Origin of the sequence: Labrys sp. KB_33_2, assembly GCF_052114505.1 — a bacterium.
Lineage (GTDB): Bacteria > Pseudomonadota > Alphaproteobacteria > Rhizobiales > Labraceae > Labrys.
The window spans coordinates 16,903-37,727 of the sequence record NZ_JBFREW010000007.1 but is presented as its reverse complement, the minus strand read 5'-3'; the positions used below and the strand labels follow the sequence as shown (position 1 = coordinate 37,727).

Genomic DNA, 20,825 nt, shown 5'->3' with positions numbered 1-20,825 from the left:
ACGTCCGATGGGAGCGAACCTTGAGCGAACTGAACCGCCAGAACCGGATCATCGAGGTTCTGGGCAAGCGCCCCTTCCTCACCGTGCGTGACCTGCAGGGGCAACTGGGTGTCTCGGCTGCCACCATCCGGCGGGATATCGACAAGCTCGACCAGTCCGGCAAGGCACAGAAGGTCTATGGCGGTATCGCCGCGCTCGACGGTTCAGCCGCGCCAGGCCGTCATGCGGCCAAGCCTTATGACGAGAATCGCGACCTTGCCGTGGAAGCCAAGCAGGCGATCGCGGAGGATGCGGCAACTCTGGTGCGCGATGGCGATTCCGTCATCATCCATGGCGGCTCCACCTGCTTCTATCTCGGCGCGAAGCTCGCCCATCGCAATGTCCGCCTCTACACGAATTCGATGCCCCTTGTCGCCTTTCTCAGCGACCATGGCAGTTGCGGCCTGACGATCGCCGGCGGCGAATTGCATCGGGAGCCGGGCATCATTCACCCGACCGCTCCGGCACAGCCGTTCTACGCATCGAAATTCTTCCTCGGTGCCCAAGGCATCAGCCGCGACGGGCTGCTCGAATCCCATCCCCTGCTGGTTCGGACCATCATCGACCTGAGCACCAATGCCGACCAGGTCGTCGTGCTGGCCGATAGCCGGAAATTCGCCATCCGTGCACGCAGCGTCGCCCTGCCGCTTTCCCGGGTGGGCGTGCTCATCACCGATGACGGCTTGTCCGACCGGGATGCCAAGATGCTGGAGAATGCCGGCATCACGATCCGGATCGTTTCTCTTGCGCCCGATGCGGTCTGACTTGGCCGCGCGGTGGGCTTTGTGATTGAGATCAATCGAATTGGTGCTCAGGACGTTGCATGCGTTGGCGGTGCTACGCAGCTTCATGGAGGCGTTGGCTTGTCCTTATCTATTGAAATGTAAAAGATAAAATCAATTTCTCTCGTAAATTCGACTTTTGTAAGCGTGATGATTCTAGATCATGCGTGAGTTAATTATTGCACATTATGCGTTATCCCGCTTGCTGAAAGACGATTTTTGATCTAGTTGGGCGATATGTCTTACAAAAAAGCGTGAGGAGAGGCGCGGACATGGGGGAGACGCGGGTCGGCCGGATGGCGATCGCCACCGGGCAAGCCTTTCGGTCACGCCTGGGGCGTTTCATGGCGGCAGTCACTCGGAGGGCGCCATGACGGCCGTCGTCAGCCTTCGCGACATCTCCAAATCCTTTTCCGGCGTGAAGGTGCTGCGCGACGTCAATTTCGACGTGCGTCCCGGTGAAGTCCACGCTTTGCTCGGCGAGAACGGTGCCGGCAAGTCGACCCTGATCAAGGTGATCGCCGGCGTGCATCAGCCGGATACGGGTACGCTGACGGTCGGCGGCGAGACCGTCCGCTTCACCTCGCCACGGCATGCGCGCCGCCACGGCATCGCCACCGTCTATCAGGAGCTCCTGCTGTTCCCGGAACTGACGGTGGCCGAGAACATCTTCCTGGGCAATGCACCGCGCCGCAATTGGGGAGGGCTCGATTGGAGTGCGATGCGCCTCAAGGCTCGCCATCTCCTGGATTCCCTGGATAGCCATGATCTGGACGTGGATGCCAAGGTCGGCACCCTTTCCGTGGCCAATCGCCAACGGGTCGAGATTGCCAAGGCACTGTCGCAGGAGGCCCGCCTGCTGATCATGGACGAGCCGACGGCCGCCCTGGTCGAGGCCGATGTGCGCCGCCTGATGAGCGTGGTCAAGAAGCTGCGCGAGCGCGGCGTCGCCATCATCTACGTCTCCCACCGCATGCCCGAGATCTTCGAGCTGGCGGACCGGGTCACGGTGCTGCGTGACGGCAGCTATATCGGCACGCGCGACATTGGCGAGGTGACCGAAGCCTCGCTCGTCTCGATGATGGTCGGCCGCTCGATCGAGCAGCTTTTCCCAAAAGTGGAGGCAACGCTCGGCGAGGTCGCACTCGAGCTGCGCGACGTGAGTTTCGGCCGCAAGGTGCAGAACATTTCGCTGAGCCTGCGGGCCGGCGAGATCTTGGGCCTCGCCGGCCTGATCGGCTCGGGGCGCACGGAACTGGCATTGACCGTCTTCGGTATCACCCCGGCCAGCACCGGCGATATCCTGGTCAATGGTCGCAAGGTGGTGATCGACGGCCCGCGCAAGGCCCGGGACCTCGGCATCGCCTATGTGCCGGAGGATCGCGGCTCCCAGGGCCTGGTGCGGCCGATGACCATCCGGGAGAACGTCTCGATGGCGGTGCTCGACAAGATGTCGAACGGCTTTTCCATCCGCTTCGGCGACGAGATCCGCCGCTCGGTGGAGGCGATCAAGCGCCTGGGCATCCGCACCCGCGGCCCCGAGCAGATCGTCGGCCAACTCTCCGGCGGCAACCAGCAGAAGGTCGTGCTGGCCAAGTGGCTGGAGGCCAATCCGCGCATCCTGATCATGGATGAGCCGACCCGCGGTATCGATGTCGGCGCCAAGGCCGAGATCTACATCCTGATGGGAGGGCTGGTGCAGCAGGGTGTCGCCATCCTGATGATATCGAGCGAACTGCCGGAGGTGCTCGGCATGAGCGATCGGGTCCTGGTCATCAATGGCGGGCGCATCGTTGCCGAATTCGATCGCGCCCAAGCGACGCCGGATGCCGTCGGCGCTGCCATGACCAATGCCCAACCCCTGCAGGGAGCGGCTTGATGGGCGAAACTGCATCCTCTTCCGCCCTTGTGCCCTCGCGCGGTCCCCTGGCACGCCTCTTCGGCGGGCTCGGCCAGGAGATGGTGGTGCTCGGCGCGCTCGTGGTGCTGATCACCGCCATCGGCCTCTACAATCCGCGCTTCCTTGGTGCCAGCAACCTCAACGCCATCTTCGCCGGCAATGCCTATATCGCGGTGGCCGCCATCGGCATGGCCATGGTGATCATCTCCGGGCACATCGACGTTTCCATCGGCTCGCTGATCGGCGTGCTCGCCACCATTGCCGGCACGCTGGCCACCAAGGGCTATCCCATCTGGATCGCCTGGCTCGTGCCGGTGCTGGTGGGCATCGCCATCAATGCTTTCGTCGGCGTGCTGGTTGCCTATGCCAGCATCCCTTCCATCGTGGTCACACTCGGCATGCTCTCGATCCTCAAGGGCGGGCTGATCCTGGCGACCAGCGGCAACTGGATCAACAACCTGCCGCCCGACTTCATGATCGCCCAGGCGAACTGGTTCGGCGTGCGCTCGCCGATCGTCATCATGGTGGTGCTGACAGCGGCCGTTGCCTTCTGGATGCGCTATTCGGCCTTCGGGCGTTCCATCTATGCCGTCGGCGGTAATCCCGAGGCCGCACGCGCGGCCGGCATTCCGGCCAAGCCCGTGACCGTTGCCGTCTTCGCCATTCACGGCTTTTTTGCCGGTCTGGCGGCGCTGCTCTTTGCCACGCAGCTGCAGGTGATCCAGTCGACGGTACCCCCCGGCCTCGAGCTCACCGTCATCACCGCGGCCGTGATCGGCGGCGTCTCCATCCTCGGCGGTACCGGCACGGTGATCGGCTCCACGCTGGCAGCCATGCTGTTCGCCACCATCACCTCGGCCTTGACCTTCATGCCCTATTCCAACGTGCTGGTGTTCTGGAAACAGGCGATCGTCGGCGTGCTCATCCTCATCACCGTGCTGGCGGACATGGTCCGCCGCCACCGCATGCTCTGAGGGGAGGGCAAGATGAACTGGCGTTCCCTCCTGCTTCGTCACGAGAGCATCCTGGCTGTGCTGCTGGCGGTGGTGCTCGTCTTCCTGGCACAATCGTCCGACAGGTTCGTCACCTTAGACAACCTGCTCAACCAGACCCGGCTGATGACGGAGATCGGGCTGATCGCGCTGGCGATGACCTTCGTCATCGTCACCGGCGGCATCGACCTGTCCGTCGGTTCGATCGTCGGCGTAGTCGCTATCGTGCTCGGCGTGCTCTGGCAGAATCTTGGCCTGCCGCTGCCGGTCGCCATCGTGCTGGCACTGGCGCTCGGCACCCTGTGCGGCGTCGTCAACGGCCTGATCATCACCAGCTTCAAGGTGCCGCCCCTGATTGCCACCCTGGCCACGCTCGCCCTCTATCGCGGCCTGGCTGAGGGCATCAGCCAGGCCCGGTCCGTGCGTGGCTATCCCGACTGGTTCCTGGTGCTGGGGCAGGGGCAGGTGCTCGACGTGCCGGTGCAGGTCTGGCTGCTCCTGCTGGCGGCGGTCGTGGCGGCCTGTGTCCTCGGCCTGACGGTATTCGGTCGCGCCACCTATGCGATCGGCTCCAACGAGATCGCCGCGCGCTTCTCGGGTATCGCGGTCGACCGTACCAAGATCCTGATCTACGGCGCCTCCGGTCTCTGCGCTTCGCTGGCTGGCGTGATCTTCGTCTCCCGGGTGACGACCACGCGCTCGGACATGGGGTCGGGCTGGGAGCTCGATGCCATCACGGCGGTGGTGCTGGGTGGCACCAGCATATTCGGTGGCCGCGGCACCATCATCGGCACGGTGCTCGGCCTGGCCCTGATGCAGGCGTTGAAGAACGGCCTGCTGCTGCAGGGCTACAAGGGCGACAGCACCATCATCCTGATCGGCACGGCGCTGATCCTCACCGTATTGCTCAGCAATCTGGTTCCCCTGCTGAGCCGCATGGCCGGTCGCAAGCGGCAGGCCTGACGAAGGCCTTTCGGGCGGGGCTAGCGCTCCTGCCTGAAAGGGTATGCAAGTGTAAGACGTGCAATTTCAACGATCTGGCCCTTGTTCCGGAATCGGTTTCTCCGGCAACGAGGACGGCAATGGCAGCCGGCCCAAGGCCGGCGAACAGTGGAGGAAGACCATGATCCGCATATCCCTGGCGCTCGCTCTGAGCGTATCCCTGGTGGGCCTGGCGCATGCCGCCTCGGCCTGGACCGGCGGCGACGAGTTGCCCACCAATCCGCTCGCCTGCGATGCCACGCCGGCCAGCGCGACGAGCAAGCCCTATGATGGCGGTGCCGTCACCGGCGCGCCCGACCGCAAGGGCAAGCCGATCAAGGTGGTCGACGTACCCAAGCTCATCGGCATCGGTTACTTCAACGCCACCTCCAAGGGTATTGCCGACGCGGCCAAGGAACTCGGCAATGTCGATGCCAAGACCGACGGGCCGACCAAGGCCAATATCGACGAGCAGATCACCTTCATCGACAATTACATCACCTCCGGCGTCGACGGCATTCTCTATGCCGCCAACGATCCCGTCGCGATCGCCCCGGTGCTGAAGAAGGCCCTGTCCAAGGGGATCAACGTCGTCGGCTATGACGCCAATTCCACCCCGGACTCCCGCCAGTGGTTCGTCAACCAGGCCGAGTTCAACGGGATCGCCAAGGCCATGGTCGATACCATGGTCAAGGAGAGCGGCGAGGATGCGGGCGTGGCTATTGTCACCTCGACCTTCACCACGCCCAACCAGGCTCGCTGGATCGCCGAGATGGCAGCCTATTCCGCCAAGTGCCATCCCAAGCTGAAGCTTCTGGAGACGGTGGAAGCGCAGGAGGACAATGCGCTCTCCTTCTCGCAGGCGACCACGCTGATCAACAAATACGGGCCCGATCTCAAGGGTATCTTCGGCATGACCAGCGTCGCCACGCCGGCATCGGCCGAGGCTGTCACCCAGGCCGGCCAATGCGGCAAGGTGGCGGTGATCGGTCTGGCCACGCCCAATGCCATGAAGCCCTATGTCGCCAAGGATTGCGTGAAATCCGTGGTGCTGTGGAATCCCGTCGATCTCGGCTATGCCGCCATGCAGGTCCTGCGCGCCACGGCGGATGGTTCGCTCAAGCCCGGCGATACCAAGGTCAAGGCCGGTAAGCTCGGTGAGCTCAACGTGATCAATGGCTCGGAAGTACTGCTCGGCTCGCCCTTCGTGTTCACGAAGGAGAATATCGAGAAGTTCGATTTCTGACGAAAGATCAAGGCTGTAGGCGTCTTTTCCGAATCGGTTTGTCGCGGCGCCAGGAACGAACACGAAGCCGGGAGAAATCCCGGCTTTTCCTTTGACGCCGATCCGGAATCGGTGTGGAGAGAGCAGTATCCGGCTACCTAGAGCAAAGCGCGTTTAGACGGAGACGTTTGTTTGCTCTAGGGCAAAATGCGTTCTTACCGAAACGGTCTTCGAGAGAGGCGCTTTGATATCAAAAGCATTTTGCGGTTCCTGGTGATTCAATTTGAAGGAAACGTGCTCTAGCTCTTTGGTCCGACGCGTCTTTGCGATTCTTGATGTAACCGCCAAATCGCAAAACGCTCTGGCCGGATGCCCCTTGACAGGGGGCGAATTGCACGGGAAGATCGTTTGTACACAAACGAATTTTAGGCGCTTTCTCGAAAGGGGAGTCATGGCCGTTTCCGCTCAAAGCCGTGCTCGGGGGGCGCTGGTCGGCCTGGCGATCGGTGACGCTCTTGGCATGCCCACGCAATATATGCCGCGAGCCCTCGTCTCGGCACGTTACGGCATTCTCGAGCGCTTCGAGCCGGCGCCCGACGACAATCCGATCAGCCGCGGCATGCCGGCCGGCCGGGTGACCGATGATACCGACCAGGCCGTCATCCTTGGCGAACTCCTGGTCGAGGGCAAAGGCTATGTCGATCCCCGGCGTTTCGCCGATGAACTCCTCGCCTGGGAAACCCGCATGATCGCGGCGGGCTCTGCCGATCTCCTCGGCCCTTCCACCCGCAAGGCGCTGACACTGATCGCCGAAGGCATGCCCACCGACGAGACCGGGCGCACCGGCGCCACCAATGGCGCGGCGATGCGCGTTGCCCCGGTCGGCATCGTCTTCCCGGCGCGTCCCGTCGAGGCGCTGGTCGATGCCGTCTTCCAGTCCGGCCATGTCACCCACAACACCACCATCGGTCTTGCCGGCGCCTCGGCCGTCGCTGCTGCCGTCAGCGCGGCCATCGACGGCGCAAGCATCGATGAGGCGCTGCAGGCTTCCGTGGAGGGTGCCCGGCACGGCGCCAGGCGCGGCTTCTATTTCGCCGGCGGGGACATCGCCGCCCGCATCCGCTGGGCGATCGAGCTGGTGCGGGGCAAAGGCGAGGCCGAGGCCCTCGAACTCATCTATGACATCGTCGGCACCGGCGTCGCTACGCAGGAGGCCGTGCCGGCGGCGATGGCCATCATCTCGCTGGCGCCCGAGGACCCCTGGCGCATCTGCCGCCTGTCGGCGAGCCTCGGTGGCGATTGCGATACCGTTGCTGCCATTGCCGGCGCGGTAGCGGGTGCCTGCCATGGCGTTGAAGCTTTTCCCGCTCCGGTGATCGCAGCCCTCGAGGCCGCCAATCCGGATCTCGATCTTGTCGGCCTGGCCGATTGCCTGCTGGCGCTGCGGGGCAGGGCATCGATCCTGCCTCCCGCTGGGAAGGGGGCTTCCACGGCATGAGCAGCAGGCCGACTCCCACCCGTCTCCTGTCCGTGGGCAGCATCCTGGCCGATGTCCGCCTCGACGTGCCCTGCCTGCCGCAACGCGGTGGCGACGTGCTGGGGTCCGAGGCGACGATCAGTGCGGGTGGGGGCTTCAACATTCTCACGGCGGCGGCCCGCAACGGGCTCAGGGCCGCCTTTGCCGGTCAGCATGGCAAGGGTCCCTATGGCGAGCGCATCCGTGCCGAACTGGCAGCCGAAGGCATCGAGGCGCTGATGCCGGTGAGCGCGGACGGCGACAGCGGCTTTTGCATCGTGTTGGTCGAGCCCGACGGCGAGCGTACCTTTGTCACCAGCCCCGGCGTCGAGGCGCGGCCGGGACGGGAGCCGCTTTCCGGGCTGCGATTGGGCGCTGCGGATGCGCTCTTCGCTTCGGGCTATGATCTCTGCTACCCGCAGCTTGGGCCCGCCATCGCCGATTGGGTCGGCGGCTTGCCGGCCAGCGTCACCGTGATGATCGATCCCGGTCCCCTGGTCGCCGACATTCCACCCGGCATCATGGCCGCGGTGCTGGCGCGGGCCGACATCGTCACCCTCAACCGGCGCGAGGCCGGCCTGCTTACCGGAGCCGATGACAAGACGGAGGCCGCCAAGCGGGCTCACGATCGCCTGTCGCCGGACACGCTGGTGATCCTGAGGGATGGCCCAGCCGGGTGCTTCCTGCTCGGCGGCGACATTGGCCAGTCCGGCCTGCAGGTTCCGGCGCCGGCCGTGCGCATGGTCGATGCGACCGGAGCGGGAGATGCCCATACCGGCGTGTTTCTGGCCTCCCTCGCGGCCGGCTATCCGGCTGCCGAGGCCGCGCGGCGGGCCAACGCCGCCGCCGCCATTGCCGTCACGCGCAAGGGGCCGGCGACCGCGCCCGGCACGGAAGAACTGAACGCTTTTCTCGCCACGCAGGACCACGACAAGACAACAACACGATAGGGTGGATGCCCCCGCAGGCACGAACGCCCAGCCAATGATAAGAAAATCGAGAGCAGAATGTCGCCATCGACGAAGGGAATTGGAAAGATGACATATCGGATCACGCGCCGTCATTTCACCGCCTTGGGAGCCGCCGCCGTCGCCGGCCTGTGGATACGCCCGGGTTTCGCCCAGGCCAAGGAAATCACCGTGCTTAACTGGAAGGGCTACGGCACCGACGAGGCCTTCGCGCTCAAGGCCTTTGCCGAGCAGACCGGCATCACGGTCAAGCATGACTATTTCAACTCCGAGCCGGAGATGCTGACCAAGCTGCGTACCAATCCCGGCGCCTATGACGTGGTGCTGATCAACAGCGCCCGTACCCAGCAGGCCCAGGCCGAAGGCCTGATCGATCCGGTCGATCTTGCCACCATCGCCAATGCCAAGGATCTGGCCCCGGCGTTGAAGGATCACGCCAATCTCAAGGCCGACGGCAAGATTTATGGTCTCGCCTGGCTCTGGGGCATGAATTCCCTCGCCGTGCGCCAGGGCATCAGCGCCGACAGCTGGACGATCTTCTCCGACCCCAAATATGCCGGCAAGCTGGCCTTGTTCGACGATGCCGTGACCTCCGTCGGCATCGGCGCCCTGCTGACCGGCCAGGATGCCAACGATCCCAAGGACCTCGCCAAGATCACCGAGGTGCTGAAGGCGATGAAGCCGAACGTCAAGCTAATGTGGTCCAGCGAGGACGAATGGAACAAGGCCTTCGCCGCCAATTCCTTCGACATCTCCGTCTACTGGTCCGGCGCGGCGGTGCGCTCCATCCGCCAGCACAAATTGCCGGTGGAATTCATCGTACCCAAGGAAGGCGCCATCGGCTGGCTCGACAGCCTGGCGGTGCCGACGTCGAGCACCAAGAAGGAGGATGCACTCAAATTCCTCAACTACATGATCGACCCGACCTTCTACCTGACCTGGGCCAAGGAGGCGGGCGCCCCGGCTTCAGCCAATGAGGGGGCGATGAACAAGCTGCCGGCCGATGATCTCAACCGGCAGATCCACAAGGCCGACTACCTGCCGAAGCTGACCTTCATGGCCGCCCTGCCGGATGATCGCCGCCAGGCCTTCAACGATCTGTGGGAAGAAGTGAAGGCGTTCTACGCCAAGTAGGGCGGATGGCGCCGACCTTTGTCATGCCCGGGCTTGACCCGGGCATCCAGATTTTCGGCCCTTCCAGCATGGGAAGGTGGACTGGATTACCGGGTCAAGCCCGGCAATGGCAAAGGTCGTGCTGAAACAAGCATCGTTCTGCTCGCGATCCCGGATCTGCGCCGCTGCCCTGCGTGCTGCAGCGTGGCCGGGGGGACCGAAAGGGGAAGCACAGGTGGAGATCGTGTCGAAAGCCGATGGCGGCAAGGCAGGCCCCCGAAGGCGCCTGGGGCAGGGCTGGACGACGGCGGCCCTGTTGACGCCGGCCTATGGCTGGCTGCTGCTGGCCGTCTTCCTGCCGCTTTGCGCCATGCTGTTCTTCAGCTTCCTGAAGAGTTCGCCGGTCCCGGGGCGGGCGCTGGTCTACACCGTCGACAACTACCTTGCCTTCATCAAGCGGCCCTATCTCTTCAACGTCGCCTGGACCTCGATCCAGATCGGCTTGTGGACCACGGGCCTGTGTGCACTGATCGGCCTTCCCGCCGCAATCGCTTTGGCGCGAGCGACGGCCGGGCGCTCGCGGCACATCCTGTTCCTCCTCATCATCCTGCCGTTCTGGACCAATGGGCTAGTGCGCGTGTTCTCCTGGACCATGGTGCTGAGGGAAGGAGGCATTCTCGATTATGCCCTGCACTGGATCGTGCCGGCGGCGCCCTCGGTGTCGCTTCTCTACAGCTTTCCGGCCATCATCATCGGCCTGGTCCATGCCTATCTGCCCTATATGATCCTGACCTGCTACCTCTCCGCCACGGCGATCGAAGACTCGACCATCGAGGCCGCCCGTAGCCTCGGTGCACGCACACCGGTGGTATTCTGGAAGATCCTGCTGCCGCTCTGCATGCCCGGCCTGATTTCCGGATCGATCCTGATCTTCGTGCCTGTGATCGGCAGCTTCATGGAGCCTCGCATCCTGGGCGGGCGCATCGGCGTCACCATGGGCACCGTGATCGAGGACCAGTTCACCGCGGCCTTCAACTGGCCGCTGGGGGCAGCCCTGTCCTTCACCATGCTGGCAGTGGTGCTACTGATCTTCGCCGTCTCCTCGCGCGTGCTGCCCGGCCGCGCGGCGACGCCGTAGGAGGGGACCATGATCGCTCTCGGCCGTACCTTCCTCGCCGCCACCCTGATCTTCCTCTATCTGCCTATCGCGGTGATGGTGGCGATGGCCTTCAACGCCTCGCCCCTCTACACCTTGCCGATCGAGCCGACCTTTCACTGGTTCGGCGTGCTCGCCGAGAACGGGCCGCTGCTCTCGGCCACCTACAACAGCCTGCTGATTGCCCTGGCAACCTCGATCATCGCCACGGCCGTGGGCACGCTGGCCTCGCTTGCCCTCAACCGCCGCACCTTCCGGGGGCAGTCGCTGCTCAAGGTGCTGCTGCTGCCGCCGATCGCCATTCCCTGGCTGATCACCGGCACGGCCATGTTGGTGTTCTTCTTCTGGACGGGCATCGGGCGCGGCCTGCATGCCATGCTGATCGGCCATGTCGCCCTGGCCATCCCCTATGTCGTCCTGATCGTCGGCACCGGCATGCAGACATTGCGGGCCGATCTCGAGGAGGCGGCGATGAGCCTGGGATCGACGCCGATTCATGCCTTCTTTGCGGTGACGCTGCCTTTGCTGGCGCCGAGCATCATCGCGGCCCTGCTGTTCGCCTTCGCGGTTTCGCTCGACCAGTTCGTGGTCTCCTATTTCCTGGCCACACCAGGCGTCTCCACCTTGCCGGTCGAGATCTATACCTCGATCCGCAAGGGCTTCACGCCGGAGATCAATGCGATCTCCGCCATCTTCCTCGGCGTCTCGGCCGTTCTCGTGCTGATCTTCGCCCAATTGTCCAATCTGGGAGGCAGTCGTGATCGGCGTTGAAGTCGCTTCGATCAGCAAGGACTATGGGTCCCTGCGGGTGCTCGACAAGGTGAGCACCGCCTTCAAGGCGGGCGAGTTCACCAGCCTGCTCGGCCCTTCGGGCTCCGGCAAGACCACGCTGCTGCGCATCATCGGCGGCTTCGTCGACCCCGATGAGGGGCGCATCCTGTTCGGGGGCGAGGACGTCACCGGGGTCGCCCTATGGCAGCGCAAGATCGGCATGGTGTTCCAGTCCTATGCGTTGTTCCCGCATATGAGCGTTTTCGACAATGTCATCTTCGGCCTCAACCGCCAGGGCATCCGCGGCGAGGCGGCACGCAAGGAGGTGGCCCGGGTGCTGGAGATGGTTCATCTCACCGGCTTCGAGCAGCGCAAGCCCAAGCAGCTTTCGGGCGGCCAGCAGCAGCGCGTGGCGCTGGCCCGCGCCATCGTGACCAAGCCGAGGGTGCTCCTCTTGGACGAGCCGCTGTCCGCGCTCGACAGGCGCCTGCGCCAGGACATGCAGATCGAACTGCGCCGCATCCAGCGCGAGAGCGGGCTCACCACCATTTTCGTTACCCATGACCAGGAGGAGGCGCTGACACTATCAGACACGGTGGCCATCCTCGATGGCGGGCGCATCGTGCAGGAGGGGGCGCCGCTCGAGATCTATGAGCGCCCACGCACCCGTTTTGCCGCCTCCTTCCTGGGAGACGCCAATTTCTTCGAGGGCAGCGTGACCGGTGAGGGGATCGCGATCGGGAGCGGCGTCATTCGCACGGACGATGGGCTGCCGAGCCCCGGCAGCCAGGCTACGGCGGCGGTGCGACCCGAGAAAATGCGACTTCTCGCGCCCGGAGAAAGACCCGAGGGCGACAATGTCTTCGCCACGAGGATACGCGAGATCATCTATGCGGGCGCTGTTTCGACCTTCATCGCCGAAGGGCCTGGTGGCAGCGACATCAAGGTCCTGTCGCAGAACCGGGAGATCTCGTCGGTCTCGCCCGGGCAGGCCATCACGCTGGCCTGGTCGCCGGCCAACACCGTGCTGCTGCAGGCCTGACATGCCGGTAAGCCTCAACATTCCTCTCGAACGCGCTTGGAACAGCTGGTCGTCGCGGCCGGCGGAAATGGTGTTCCTTCCGCTCGGCCTCCGACTCACCCCGCTTGCCTTCGCGGCCAGCACGGGCAAGGCCTGCCTGTTCGAGCCGGGCGATGCCCTCGCGCTGGGGCGGCACGCCCTCGATGCCTCGCTGGTGGAGCTCCAACTCTCCCACGCCGGAACCACCCTCGACTGGCGTTACACCAAACCCGATCCCTTCAGCCTTACAGGCAGCTGGCATACGGCCAAGACCGGCGAATGGGGTTTGCGCTTCTGGATCAATCTCTGCCTCTCGTCGGATAACGGCGAGGAGGTTCGTTTCGACGAAACGCACGGCGCTGCCATCATCCGTGTCGGGCACCGCTTCGCGGCGCTCGTCAGCGAGGAACCAGCCGTGCAGGTGACCGGCCACGCTTGCCTCGCCGACGCGATGCAGGACTACGAAACGCACGGCTATTTCCATACCGCTTCCCGGGCCGAGGCGGCGCCGGTCCTCGTGCTGCGCTTCAACCTGGAAATGATGCGCGACAATCGCTTCGCACTCGCGATTGCCGACAGGCAGGATCTTGCGATCACCCAGGCGCGGGCCCTGCTGGCGCGGCCTGAGGTGGTGCCGCCCCAAGCTGAAGGCGAGCCCGCTGTCGCCCTGGCGGCGCTACGCGACGTCGTCGCCTGGAACACGATCTGGGACGGCATCAACCAGCGCCCCTATACCGCCATCAGCCGCAACTGGGACCTTGGGAAATTCGGCGGCTTCGGCGTCTGGCTGAATGACCAGTTCTATGCTGCCCTGATGGCCGGCGAACTCGATGCCGGCCTGGCACGCGATAATCTCGCTGCCGTGTTTTCGGGCGCAACGCCGCAGGGCAATCTGCCCTGCCTGCTGACGGCGAATGATGCCTGGGTCGACCGCAGCCAAAGTCCCATCGGCGGCTTCGTGGTCTGGCAACTCTATCTGCGCCATCGCGCCCGAGACCTGATCGAGGATGCCTATGCCACGCTGGCCCGTAATCATGCCTGGTGGTGGCGAGAACGCGATCCGGGCGGGACGGGCCTTGCCTCCTTCGGCACCTCGGATGTGGGCGAGGGCCTCTACAAGGGCACCCATTTCGGGGCCCGCAATGAATCGGCAATGGACAATTCGCCTGTCCACGATGAGGCCTGCTACGACAAAGTCACGCGCACGCTCGATAGCTGGGATGTCGGCCTCAACAGCCTGCTGGCCCTCGATGCCGAAATGCTCGCCTTGATGGCCGCGGAACTGGGGCATGAGACGGAGGCGGTCGCCCATTTCGCTCGCGCTGAAGCCACGAAAGCTCGTATTCGCGAGAGTTTATGGGATGGCGAGCGTGGCATCTTCGCCAATCGCCGGTGTGGTGGTGGCTTCGTGAAAAGCCTGGCGCCGACCAGTTTCTATCCTCTGCTTGCCGGCGCCGCGACGCCCGAGCAGGTCGGCCGGTTGTGTGAGCATCTCGACGATCCGATGGCCTTTGGCGGTGACCCGGTCATCCCCGGCGTCAGCCGTGCGGATCCTGCCTTCGGCGACAATTCCTATTGGCGGGGCCGGATCTGGCCGCCCTTCAACTATCTCGTCTATCACGGGCTGCGTCGCTACGGGCTGGACGACAGGGCTGCTGTCTTGGCGCAGCGCAGCTTCGCCCTGTTCCGCTCCGTCTGGGAAAGCCGCCGCATCTGCCCGGAAAACTACAATGCCGAGACGGGTGAGCCGCTCGACCAGCCCGACACCGAGCGCTTCTACAACTGGGGGGCGCTGATGGCCAAGCTCGGCATCGCCGCGGTGACCGACGTCACGCCCTGGCATGGCTGGGAGATCGCCAATCCGGGTTCGGAGGGCGAGTTCGGGCCTTTCGCAAGCCCCATGGGACAGGTTCGCCTCGCTATTTTGCAGGGCCGCCTGAGCCTGATCCAGGGCGAGCGCACTCTGCTGGACACCGATGTCGCCGGCCGGATCTGCCAACTCTCGATTGCTGCCGGTGCGATATCGTTGCGATTGCCGCCGCTGGAAAGAGCATGCTCCCTGCGCTTCCCGTATCTTCGTGCCGGGATGAAGCCTCAGGCAAGCCTCGACGGCGAGGTGGTTGCAACCACGGAGGAGGGTGGCCTCCGGGTTAGCCTTCCCGCGAGTGCCAAGGCGGTTGATTTCGAGCTGCGGTGGCGTGCGCCAATCAAGTCAATGCAGCCATGAGGCTGGAGGAGCCGTTCCTCGATAATTGAATCGAACGGATTGTCATCCCCGGCGGGGTCAAAGACCCCGGGAAGGGGATCCAGGGGCCAAGGGCTGTTCCCTTCGGCTCCTGGATCCCCTTCCCTTCGCCCTCTCTCGCTGCGCTCGCGAGCGGCTCAGCCGGGGATGACGAATGCATTTTTTCGACATTGCCTCAGGCTGCCGAACTATCTTCCAAAGCCAGGAAGCCGCCGGACTGGCGTCGCCACAGCCTGGCATAGAGGCCGTCGCGTTCGATCAGATCCTCATGCCGCCCCTGTTCGACGATGCGGCCGCCATCGAGCACGATCAACCGGTCGAGTTCCGCGATCGTCGACAGACGATGGGCGATGGCCAGCACCGTCTTGTCATGCATCAGGCGGCGAAGCTGGCCCTGGATCGTTGCCTCTACCTCTGAATCGAGCGCGGAGGTCGCTTCGTCCAGTACCAGGATGGGCGCATCCTTGAGCAGCACGCGGGCGATGGTGATGCGCTGGCGCTGCCCGCCGGAGAGCTTCACGCCGCGCTCGCCGACGCGCGACTCATAGCCGGCGCGACCATCCTGGTCCCCCAGCGTGACGATGAAATCATGCGCGGCGGCCTGCCTCGCCGCATCCTCGATGGCATCCTGGTTCGCTTCCATACGCCCATAGGCGATGTTGTCCTGGATGGAGCGATGCAGCAGCGAATTGTCCTGCGTCACCACGCCGATATGCCGGCGCAGGCTGTCCTGGGTGACGCCGGCAATGTCCTGCCCGTCGATCAGGATCCGACCCGATTGGATCGCATAGAGGCGCAGCAGCAGGTTGACGAGCGTCGACTTGCCAGCGCCGGACGGGCCGACGATGCCGACCTTCTCGCCGGCGCGAATGGTGAGCGAAAGATCCGAGAACACCGGCAGCGTTCCGCCATAGCCGAAACGGACATGCTCGAAGACGATTTTCCCGCGAGGCACCGAGAGTGTGGCGGCATCCGGGGCGTCGACGAGGTCATGCGGCTTGGCGATGGTGAGCATGCTTTCCTGCACGGCGCCGATATTCTCGAAGACGTCGCGGATCAGATACATCAACCAGCCCGAAAGCTGGATCAGCCGAAGCACCAAGGTGAGGGCCGCCGCGCCGGCGCCGGCCGTCAAGCTTGCCTGGCTCCACAGCACGAGGATCATGCCGGCGATGACCACCAGCAGCAGGCTGTTGAGCACCTGCAGGACGAAGCTGGCGCCAAGAATGAGTCGCATCAGGTCGAGGAAGCTCTCGTTCCAGCGCTTGAGTGCTTCCTTGACCGCCGAGCGTTCGAGATCGGAACGGGCGAACAGCTTGACGGTGAGGATGTTGGTGTAGGAATCGACGATGCGGCCTGTCGTGGTTGAGCGGCCGAGGGAATTGGCTTCCGAGCGCTTCAGAGCGCGTGGCACGAAAAAGGAGAGCAGCGTGGCATAGGCTGCCAGCCAGACGAGGACGGGCAGCACCAGCCAGGCATCGACCGAGCCGAAAAAACCGATGGTGACCCCGGCAAAGACCAGGGCATACCAGAGGTCGCCGATCACCGCGATGATGGCCGAGCGGATCGATTGTCCGGCCTGGATCACGCGCGCCGATAGGCGCCCGGCGAAATCGTTCTGGAAATAGGTGAGCGAATGGCCGAGCGTGTAGATGTGGTTGCGCCAGCGGATCTGGTTGGTGAGTGGCGGTACCACGATCAGATTGGTGACGGCCTGGGTCACGAAAAACAGGACCGGCCGCAGGAACAGCACCACGAACAGGGCGCCGGCAAGCAATAGGCCATGATCCTGCAGCAGGGTCTGCGGCGATCCCTTGTTGAGCAGGTCCACGAACCAGCCGACCATCAGATAGATGCCGGCCTCCACGCCGCTGAAGGCCAGTTCGATCGCCATGATGGCGAGGAGCCAGCCCTTTACAGGCTTGAGGTGATGCCACATGAAACGCCACACCCCCGTGGGGGGCGTGTCATGCTCGTCGAAAGCGGCGAATACATCTATGCGGCTTTCGAAAAACCGGAATAAGCGCGCAACCATCGAAAATATGACCTTGAAACAATGTCGGAATCGCTTCGAAGCGACACCAAATCACCAGTTTCAGGTCAAATTACGAGTCGCGCCAGCCTTCTTGCTGTGGGGAGGGTCTCGTCATCCCGGACGCGATGCGGCGCGTAGTGCCGCTTCGCAGATCCGGGATCGCAAGAGGGTGGGGATGATTTATCCCCAGGGGGTCCCGTGTCTGCACCGCGACACTGCGTGTCGCAGCGCGCACGGGACGACCAGCGCTTCCTGCCTCAGCCCACCAGGATGACCCGAAGGTCGTTGACGTTGGTAAAGGTCGGGCCGGGTGCGACGAGATCGCCGATGGCTTCGAAGAAGCCGGTCGAGTCGTTGTCGGCAAGATAGGTGGCCGGATCGATCCCGGCAGCGCGAGCTCGGGCGAGCGTGGTTTCGTCGATGATGGCGCCGGCCGGATCGGTGGCGAGACCACCGCCACCATCGGTGCCGTCCGTGTCGGCGGCGAGCGCGCTGATACCCGTTTCGCCGTCGAGGGCGAGGGCAAGGGCCAGGCTGAATTCCTGGTTCGGGCCACCGCGACCCTTGCCGGTGATGGTTACCGTCAACTCTCCACCGGAGATCAGGGCGGCTCGGCGGCCGGAGGCCTTCAGCGCGCGCGCCTGCCGGGCCTGGTCGGCTGCGACCTGCCGGGCCTCGCCCTCGACATTGGCGCCGAGCACGACCGGCTCGTAGCCATGCTGCTCGGCAAGGGCGGTCGCCGCCGCGATCATGTCGCCGGGGGTGACGACGATGCGAAACTCGCTGCGGGCGAACACGGCGTCGCCCGGCTTCGGTGTCTCGTTGCCGGCATCCTCGAAGAGGGCGCGGGCGGCGCCGAGAGGCGTGTTGAAGCGTTCGGCAATGGCGAGGGCCTCGGCATTGCTGACGGGATCGGGCACGGTGGGGCCGGATCCGATCACGGCGGGATCGTCGCCCGGCACGTCCGAGACGGCAAGGGTGAGGAGACGAGCCGGGTAGGCGGCCTGGGCCAGGCGCCCACCCTTGATGCGCGACAGGCGTTTGCGCAGGGCGTTGATCTCGCCGATGGCGGCGCCGGAGCGCAGCAGATGGCGGGTGATGGCGCGCTTGTCGTCCAGGGTGAGGGCGCCGGCGGGTGCCACCCAGTTGGCGGAAGCGCCACCCGAGAGCAGGACCAGGACGAGGTCGTCCTCGCCCGCCTCGGCCGCCAAGGCGAGCGCACGCTCGGCGCCGTCGATGCTGCCCTGGTCCGGTACGGGGTGGCCGGCCTCGATCATCGGCAGGGTTTTGAGAGGGCGGCCATAGCCATGACGGGCCACCGCCACGCCGGTGATGCGGTCGGCCGGGATGCCGAGTGCGGTGTAATGGGCCTCGGCGATCTCAGCCATGCTGCCGGCTGCCTTGCCGGCAGCGAGCAGGATCAGACGTCCCGCGGTGGGCGGTGGCGGCAGGTGTTGTGGCAGGAAGGCTGCCGGATGGGACGCGGCGACCGCTCCCGTGAAAATGGCGTCGAGAGTCTGGCGGCGGGCATCGACACGGTCAGGCATTGCGGCTTCGGGCTCCCTCGCGGCAGGACGCGGATGAGAAAACGCGTCGTGCTCCATACTTGTTCTTGCGTCTACCTTCGCGATGTCTTGGCGGCGATGGCTTGCCATGTCCCTTAACCCATGGAGCCGCGGTGAAGCCAGCCCATTGGCGGTAAATTTAAAATCCGCCGGCGGTCAGGATCCCGGGCCGCCTCTTTCTCGAAAGCGGCGCACGCGCATATGGGTGCCGCAGGCCTCTTCCGAGCACCATTGCCGGCGCCCGCCGCGCGAGGTGTCGAGGAACAGCCAGCCGCAATTGATGCCATGGCATTCCCGCACATCCCGGCGTCCGTTGCGGCTGGTGAGCAGGTCGGCTGCGGCGAAGGCGATGCGATGGAGAATCGCGTCGAGATCCTCGCCCTCGCGCCATCCCCATTCGAAAGAGCCGGCGACCAGACGCAATTCGCGCTGATGGTTGGCGCTCCGCAGCACGCCATTGAGGAGAGCGCTATCCTCCTCGCGTGCCGCTTCGCCCATGGTTTCGGCGAGGAAGAGATTTCTCAACGTCGTGCGCAGGGCCCGGGCTCGCATCAACGCCGCGTCCGCCTCGGCCGGCTCAGTATCGGCCTGGTGCCGCAGGTGGGCCGAAAGGGCCGAATCGATGAGGTCGACACGTTCGGCCCAGGTGAGGAGGTCGTCATAGGAGACGAGCAGGTCCGGCCCCCATCGATCGCGCCACGCGTCGACCGTGTTGACGAAGTCCAAGGCCGGATGTCCGCCGACGAGGCGGGCGGCGGCAATGGTCTTGTTCTGGCTCATCTTCGCACTTTCCAGCGCCCAGGCTCGAAACTCAAGGGTGCATTGTAACGATTATAATGATATATAACCGTTACGAAAAGTCGACGGAGGTTTCACCATGCCCAGCCGCACCACACTGCTGTTCCTGGTTCTTTGTGTGATCTGGGGAACCACCTGGATCGGCATCAAGGCTGGCGTGGAGGCGGTGCCGCCTTTGCTGTTCGCTGGAACCCGCTTCATCGCTGCCGGCGTGCTTCTGCTGGGATTCGCGACTTGGCGTGAAGGATTGCCGCGACTGGCATGGCGGGACCTGCCCCGCCTCGCGGCCACCAGCCTGCTGATGATCACGCTGTGTTACGCGGCGCTGTTTTGGGGCGTGGCGCATGTCGATTCGGGCACGGCGGCCGTGCTCGAAATGTCGCTGACCCCGATCGCGCTGATGGCCTTTGCGCTCGGACTGCGGGAAGAAAGCTTCGACAGGCGGCGTTTCGGTGCCCTGGTTCTCGGAGTGGTGGGACTGGCCATCCTGTTCGGGCCGACTGCGCTTCGAAACTGGTCCGTTACGGCGGGCGATGGCGCGGGGTTGCGTCTGGCAGGGGCGGCGGCGGTATCATGGGCGGCCGTGGTCTATGGCTGGGGTTCGGTGGTCGCGCGTCCCTTGCTGCGGCTCTACTCCTCGACCTTCGTGGCCGCCAGCACCACTCTCTTCGGCGGCCTGCTGCTGCTGGGCCTGTCGCTCGCCGGCGAACCGGGGGCAATTCCTGCCCTGGCGGGACAATGGGGCGCAGCGGCCTGGGCGGGATGGCTGTTTCTCGTGCTGTTTGGCTCGCTGATCGGCTACACCATCTACATGACGCTTCTCAGGGAGATCGGCGCCACGCGGGCCGGAACCTATGCCTTCGTCTCGCCCATCATCGCCGTGCTGCTCGGCATGGTCTGCTTCGGCGAACAGATTCACCTGCTCGACATGCTCGGCATGGCGGTGATGCTGGCAGGGGCTGGCTTGGCGATGGCCGAGCCCAAGCCAAAATCGCAGCTGAAACCCGCCACGAACTGAAGAGCCAGGGCGGACCTTTAGCTCGGACGTCTCGGATCGGAAAAGGTGTCAAAACAGGAAGTTGAAGCAAAGTGCAATTGGCGTAAATCGCACTTTGCTCCAGTCAAGGGCTTCGTCGGAGTCCCTGAGAAAGGTCAGGTCCGCCGATGGTGGCGATAATGCCGGCGCTGGTGATGGCGATGCCGATAGCCTTCACCGCCATGCTGGCGCAGCCAGCGCGGCCCGCGATGCACGCCCGGCATGCCATACCATTTGCAGCGGGCAGTGCGGGACGGGGCGTTGCAGGTCCGGTCCCTGACGGTCTGCACGAGCGAGGGATTGTCCGGCTGAGACACAGGCATGGCTGAGGAAGGCCCGGCGAGGGCAAAGGTGGCGCCTAGGGCGATGGCGGCGGCAATAAGAAATCTCATGGGCCTCTCCTGTCGAAATGAAACGAAAAACACGCATTTGATCGAAACGCTCGATTGAACGCATGGGCAGGGAGAAAGTTCCGCATGGGATGACGATGTATATCGAGGCAGGCCCGCAAATTGATCCATTGCACCGACCCTTAAAACAGGGCGATGAATACAGCCACCGGGCGATGGACTTGCGGAGTTTTGAATGGTGGGCGCGACAGGGATTGAACCTGTGACCCCTCCCGTGTGAAGGGAGAACCCTA

17 protein-coding genes are annotated in these 20,825 nt (G+C 64.4%); 13 read left to right on the top strand and 4 right to left on the bottom strand.

Annotated elements, in window-relative coordinates:
• Nucleotides 1-20 precede the first annotated feature (20 nt).
• The 12 genes from AB4037_RS14140 to AB4037_RS14085 all read left to right on the top strand — a co-directional run bounded on the left by AB4037_RS14140 (nt 21) and on the right by AB4037_RS14085 (nt 14,730).
• Complete coding sequence (locus AB4037_RS14140; RefSeq protein WP_441771944.1) at nt 21-803, top strand: DeoR/GlpR family DNA-binding transcription regulator; 783 nt, start codon at nt 21-23, stop codon at nt 801-803.
• A gap of 388 nt (nt 804-1,191) precedes the next feature.
• On the top strand, nt 1,192-2,700 hold the full coding sequence (locus AB4037_RS14135; protein WP_441771943.1) for a sugar ABC transporter ATP-binding protein: 1,509 nt from the start codon (nt 1,192-1,194) through the stop codon (nt 2,698-2,700).
• Nucleotides 2,700-3,695, top strand: coding sequence for an ABC transporter permease (locus tag AB4037_RS14130; protein WP_434957195.1), 996 nt, complete (start codon nt 2,700-2,702; stop codon nt 3,693-3,695). The genes AB4037_RS14135 and AB4037_RS14130 overlap by 1 nt, the downstream gene beginning before the upstream one ends.
• A gap of 12 nt (nt 3,696-3,707) precedes the next feature.
• Nucleotides 3,708-4,676 (top strand): ABC transporter permease, encoded by a 969-nt coding sequence (locus tag AB4037_RS14125; RefSeq protein WP_441771942.1) that lies wholly within the window; start codon nt 3,708-3,710, stop codon nt 4,674-4,676.
• A gap of 160 nt (nt 4,677-4,836) precedes the next feature.
• Complete coding sequence (locus tag AB4037_RS14120; RefSeq protein WP_434957193.1) at nt 4,837-5,940, top strand: autoinducer 2 ABC transporter substrate-binding protein; 1,104 nt, start codon at nt 4,837-4,839, stop codon at nt 5,938-5,940.
• 430 nt (nt 5,941-6,370) lie between these two features.
• Nucleotides 6,371-7,417 carry an ADP-ribosylglycohydrolase family protein gene (locus AB4037_RS14115; protein WP_441771941.1) on the top strand — a complete coding sequence of 349 codons (1,047 nt, stop codon included), beginning with the start codon at nt 6,371-6,373 and terminating at the stop codon, nt 7,415-7,417.
• Nucleotides 7,414-8,385 (top strand): PfkB family carbohydrate kinase, encoded by a 972-nt coding sequence (locus AB4037_RS14110; protein WP_441771940.1) that lies wholly within the window; start codon nt 7,414-7,416, stop codon nt 8,383-8,385. The genes AB4037_RS14115 and AB4037_RS14110 overlap by 4 nt, the downstream gene beginning before the upstream one ends.
• An 87-nt stretch (nt 8,386-8,472) precedes the next feature.
• Entirely contained in the window at nt 8,473-9,537 is a 1,065-nt protein-coding gene (locus AB4037_RS14105; RefSeq protein WP_441771939.1) for an ABC transporter substrate-binding protein, read from the top strand.
• 349 nt (nt 9,538-9,886) lie between these two features.
• Nucleotides 9,887-10,654 carry an ABC transporter permease gene (locus AB4037_RS14100; RefSeq protein ID WP_434959665.1) on the top strand — a complete coding sequence of 256 codons (768 nt, stop codon included), beginning with the start codon at nt 9,887-9,889 and terminating at the stop codon, nt 10,652-10,654.
• Nucleotides 10,655-10,663: 9 nt separating this feature from the next.
• On the top strand, nt 10,664-11,443 hold the full coding sequence (locus AB4037_RS14095; RefSeq protein ID WP_441771938.1) for an ABC transporter permease: 780 nt from the start codon (nt 10,664-10,666) through the stop codon (nt 11,441-11,443).
• The gene (locus AB4037_RS14090) at nt 11,430-12,485 is read left to right on the top strand and encodes an ABC transporter ATP-binding protein (protein ID WP_441771937.1); all 1,056 of its coding nucleotides are present in this window, start codon (nt 11,430-11,432) and stop codon (nt 12,483-12,485) included. Before AB4037_RS14095 ends, AB4037_RS14090 begins: the two co-directional genes overlap by 14 nt.
• Nucleotide 12,486: 1 nt before the next feature.
• Nucleotides 12,487-14,730, top strand: a complete 2,244-nt coding sequence (locus AB4037_RS14085; protein WP_441771936.1) for an MGH1-like glycoside hydrolase domain-containing protein — start codon at nt 12,487-12,489, stop codon at nt 14,728-14,730.
• Between the two features lie 193 nt (nt 14,731-14,923).
• On the opposite strand, the gene AB4037_RS14080 is transcribed toward AB4037_RS14085, so the two are convergent.
• The 3 genes from AB4037_RS14080 to AB4037_RS14070 all read right to left on the bottom strand — a co-directional run bounded on the left by AB4037_RS14080 (nt 14,924) and on the right by AB4037_RS14070 (nt 19,128).
• A complete protein-coding gene (locus tag AB4037_RS14080) occupies nt 14,924-16,783 on the bottom strand; it encodes an ABC transporter ATP-binding protein (protein WP_441771935.1) in 1,860 nt (619 codons plus the stop codon).
• A gap of 257 nt (nt 16,784-17,040) precedes the next feature.
• Nucleotides 17,041-18,330, bottom strand: coding sequence for a glycerate kinase type-2 family protein (locus AB4037_RS14075; protein ID WP_434957185.1), 1,290 nt, complete (start codon nt 18,328-18,330; stop codon nt 17,041-17,043).
• Between the two features lie 174 nt (nt 18,331-18,504).
• Nucleotides 18,505-19,128 carry a CGNR zinc finger domain-containing protein gene (locus AB4037_RS14070; RefSeq protein WP_441771934.1) on the bottom strand — a complete coding sequence of 208 codons (624 nt, stop codon included), beginning with the start codon at nt 19,126-19,128 and terminating at the stop codon, nt 18,505-18,507.
• 97 nt (nt 19,129-19,225) lie between these two features.
• Here AB4037_RS14070 and AB4037_RS14065 point away from each other — a divergent pair, with 97 nt between their 5' ends.
• The gene (locus AB4037_RS14065) at nt 19,226-20,164 is read left to right on the top strand and encodes a DMT family transporter (protein WP_441771933.1); all 939 of its coding nucleotides are present in this window, start codon (nt 19,226-19,228) and stop codon (nt 20,162-20,164) included.
• Nucleotides 20,165-20,298: 134 nt separating this feature from the next.
• Here AB4037_RS14065 and AB4037_RS14060 read toward each other — a convergent pair whose 3' ends face one another.
• Nucleotides 20,299-20,574 carry a hypothetical protein gene (locus AB4037_RS14060; protein ID WP_434957182.1) on the bottom strand — a complete coding sequence of 92 codons (276 nt, stop codon included), beginning with the start codon at nt 20,572-20,574 and terminating at the stop codon, nt 20,299-20,301.
• Between the last annotated feature and the right edge of the window lie 251 nt (nt 20,575-20,825).

Coding starts and splice junctions, on each gene's coding strand:
- AB4037_RS14135 (WP_441771943.1), top strand. CDS start 1,192: ATGACGGCCGTCGTCAGCCTTCGCGACATCTCCAAATCCTTTTCCGGC.
- AB4037_RS14130 (WP_434957195.1), top strand. CDS start 2,700: ATGGGCGAAACTGCATCCTCTTCCGCCCTTGTGCCCTCGCGCGGTCCC.
- AB4037_RS14125 (WP_441771942.1), top strand. CDS start 3,708: ATGAACTGGCGTTCCCTCCTGCTTCGTCACGAGAGCATCCTGGCTGTG.
- AB4037_RS14120 (WP_434957193.1), top strand. CDS start 4,837: ATGATCCGCATATCCCTGGCGCTCGCTCTGAGCGTATCCCTGGTGGGC.
- AB4037_RS14115 (WP_441771941.1), top strand. CDS start 6,371: ATGGCCGTTTCCGCTCAAAGCCGTGCTCGGGGGGCGCTGGTCGGCCTG.
- AB4037_RS14110 (WP_441771940.1), top strand. CDS start 7,414: ATGAGCAGCAGGCCGACTCCCACCCGTCTCCTGTCCGTGGGCAGCATC.
- AB4037_RS14105 (WP_441771939.1), top strand. CDS start 8,473: ATGACATATCGGATCACGCGCCGTCATTTCACCGCCTTGGGAGCCGCC.
- AB4037_RS14100 (WP_434959665.1), top strand. CDS start 9,887: ATGCTGTTCTTCAGCTTCCTGAAGAGTTCGCCGGTCCCGGGGCGGGCG.
- AB4037_RS14095 (WP_441771938.1), top strand. CDS start 10,664: ATGATCGCTCTCGGCCGTACCTTCCTCGCCGCCACCCTGATCTTCCTC.
- AB4037_RS14085 (WP_441771936.1), top strand. CDS start 12,487: ATGCCGGTAAGCCTCAACATTCCTCTCGAACGCGCTTGGAACAGCTGG.
- AB4037_RS14080 (WP_441771935.1), bottom strand. CDS start 16,783: ATGGTTGCGCGCTTATTCCGGTTTTTCGAAAGCCGCATAGATGTATTC.
- AB4037_RS14075 (WP_434957185.1), bottom strand. CDS start 18,330: ATGCCTGACCGTGTCGATGCCCGCCGCCAGACTCTCGACGCCATTTTC.
- AB4037_RS14070 (WP_441771934.1), bottom strand. CDS start 19,128: ATGAGCCAGAACAAGACCATTGCCGCCGCCCGCCTCGTCGGCGGACAT.
- AB4037_RS14065 (WP_441771933.1), top strand. CDS start 19,226: ATGCCCAGCCGCACCACACTGCTGTTCCTGGTTCTTTGTGTGATCTGG.
- AB4037_RS14060 (WP_434957182.1), bottom strand. CDS start 20,574: ATGAGATTTCTTATTGCCGCCGCCATCGCCCTAGGCGCCACCTTTGCC.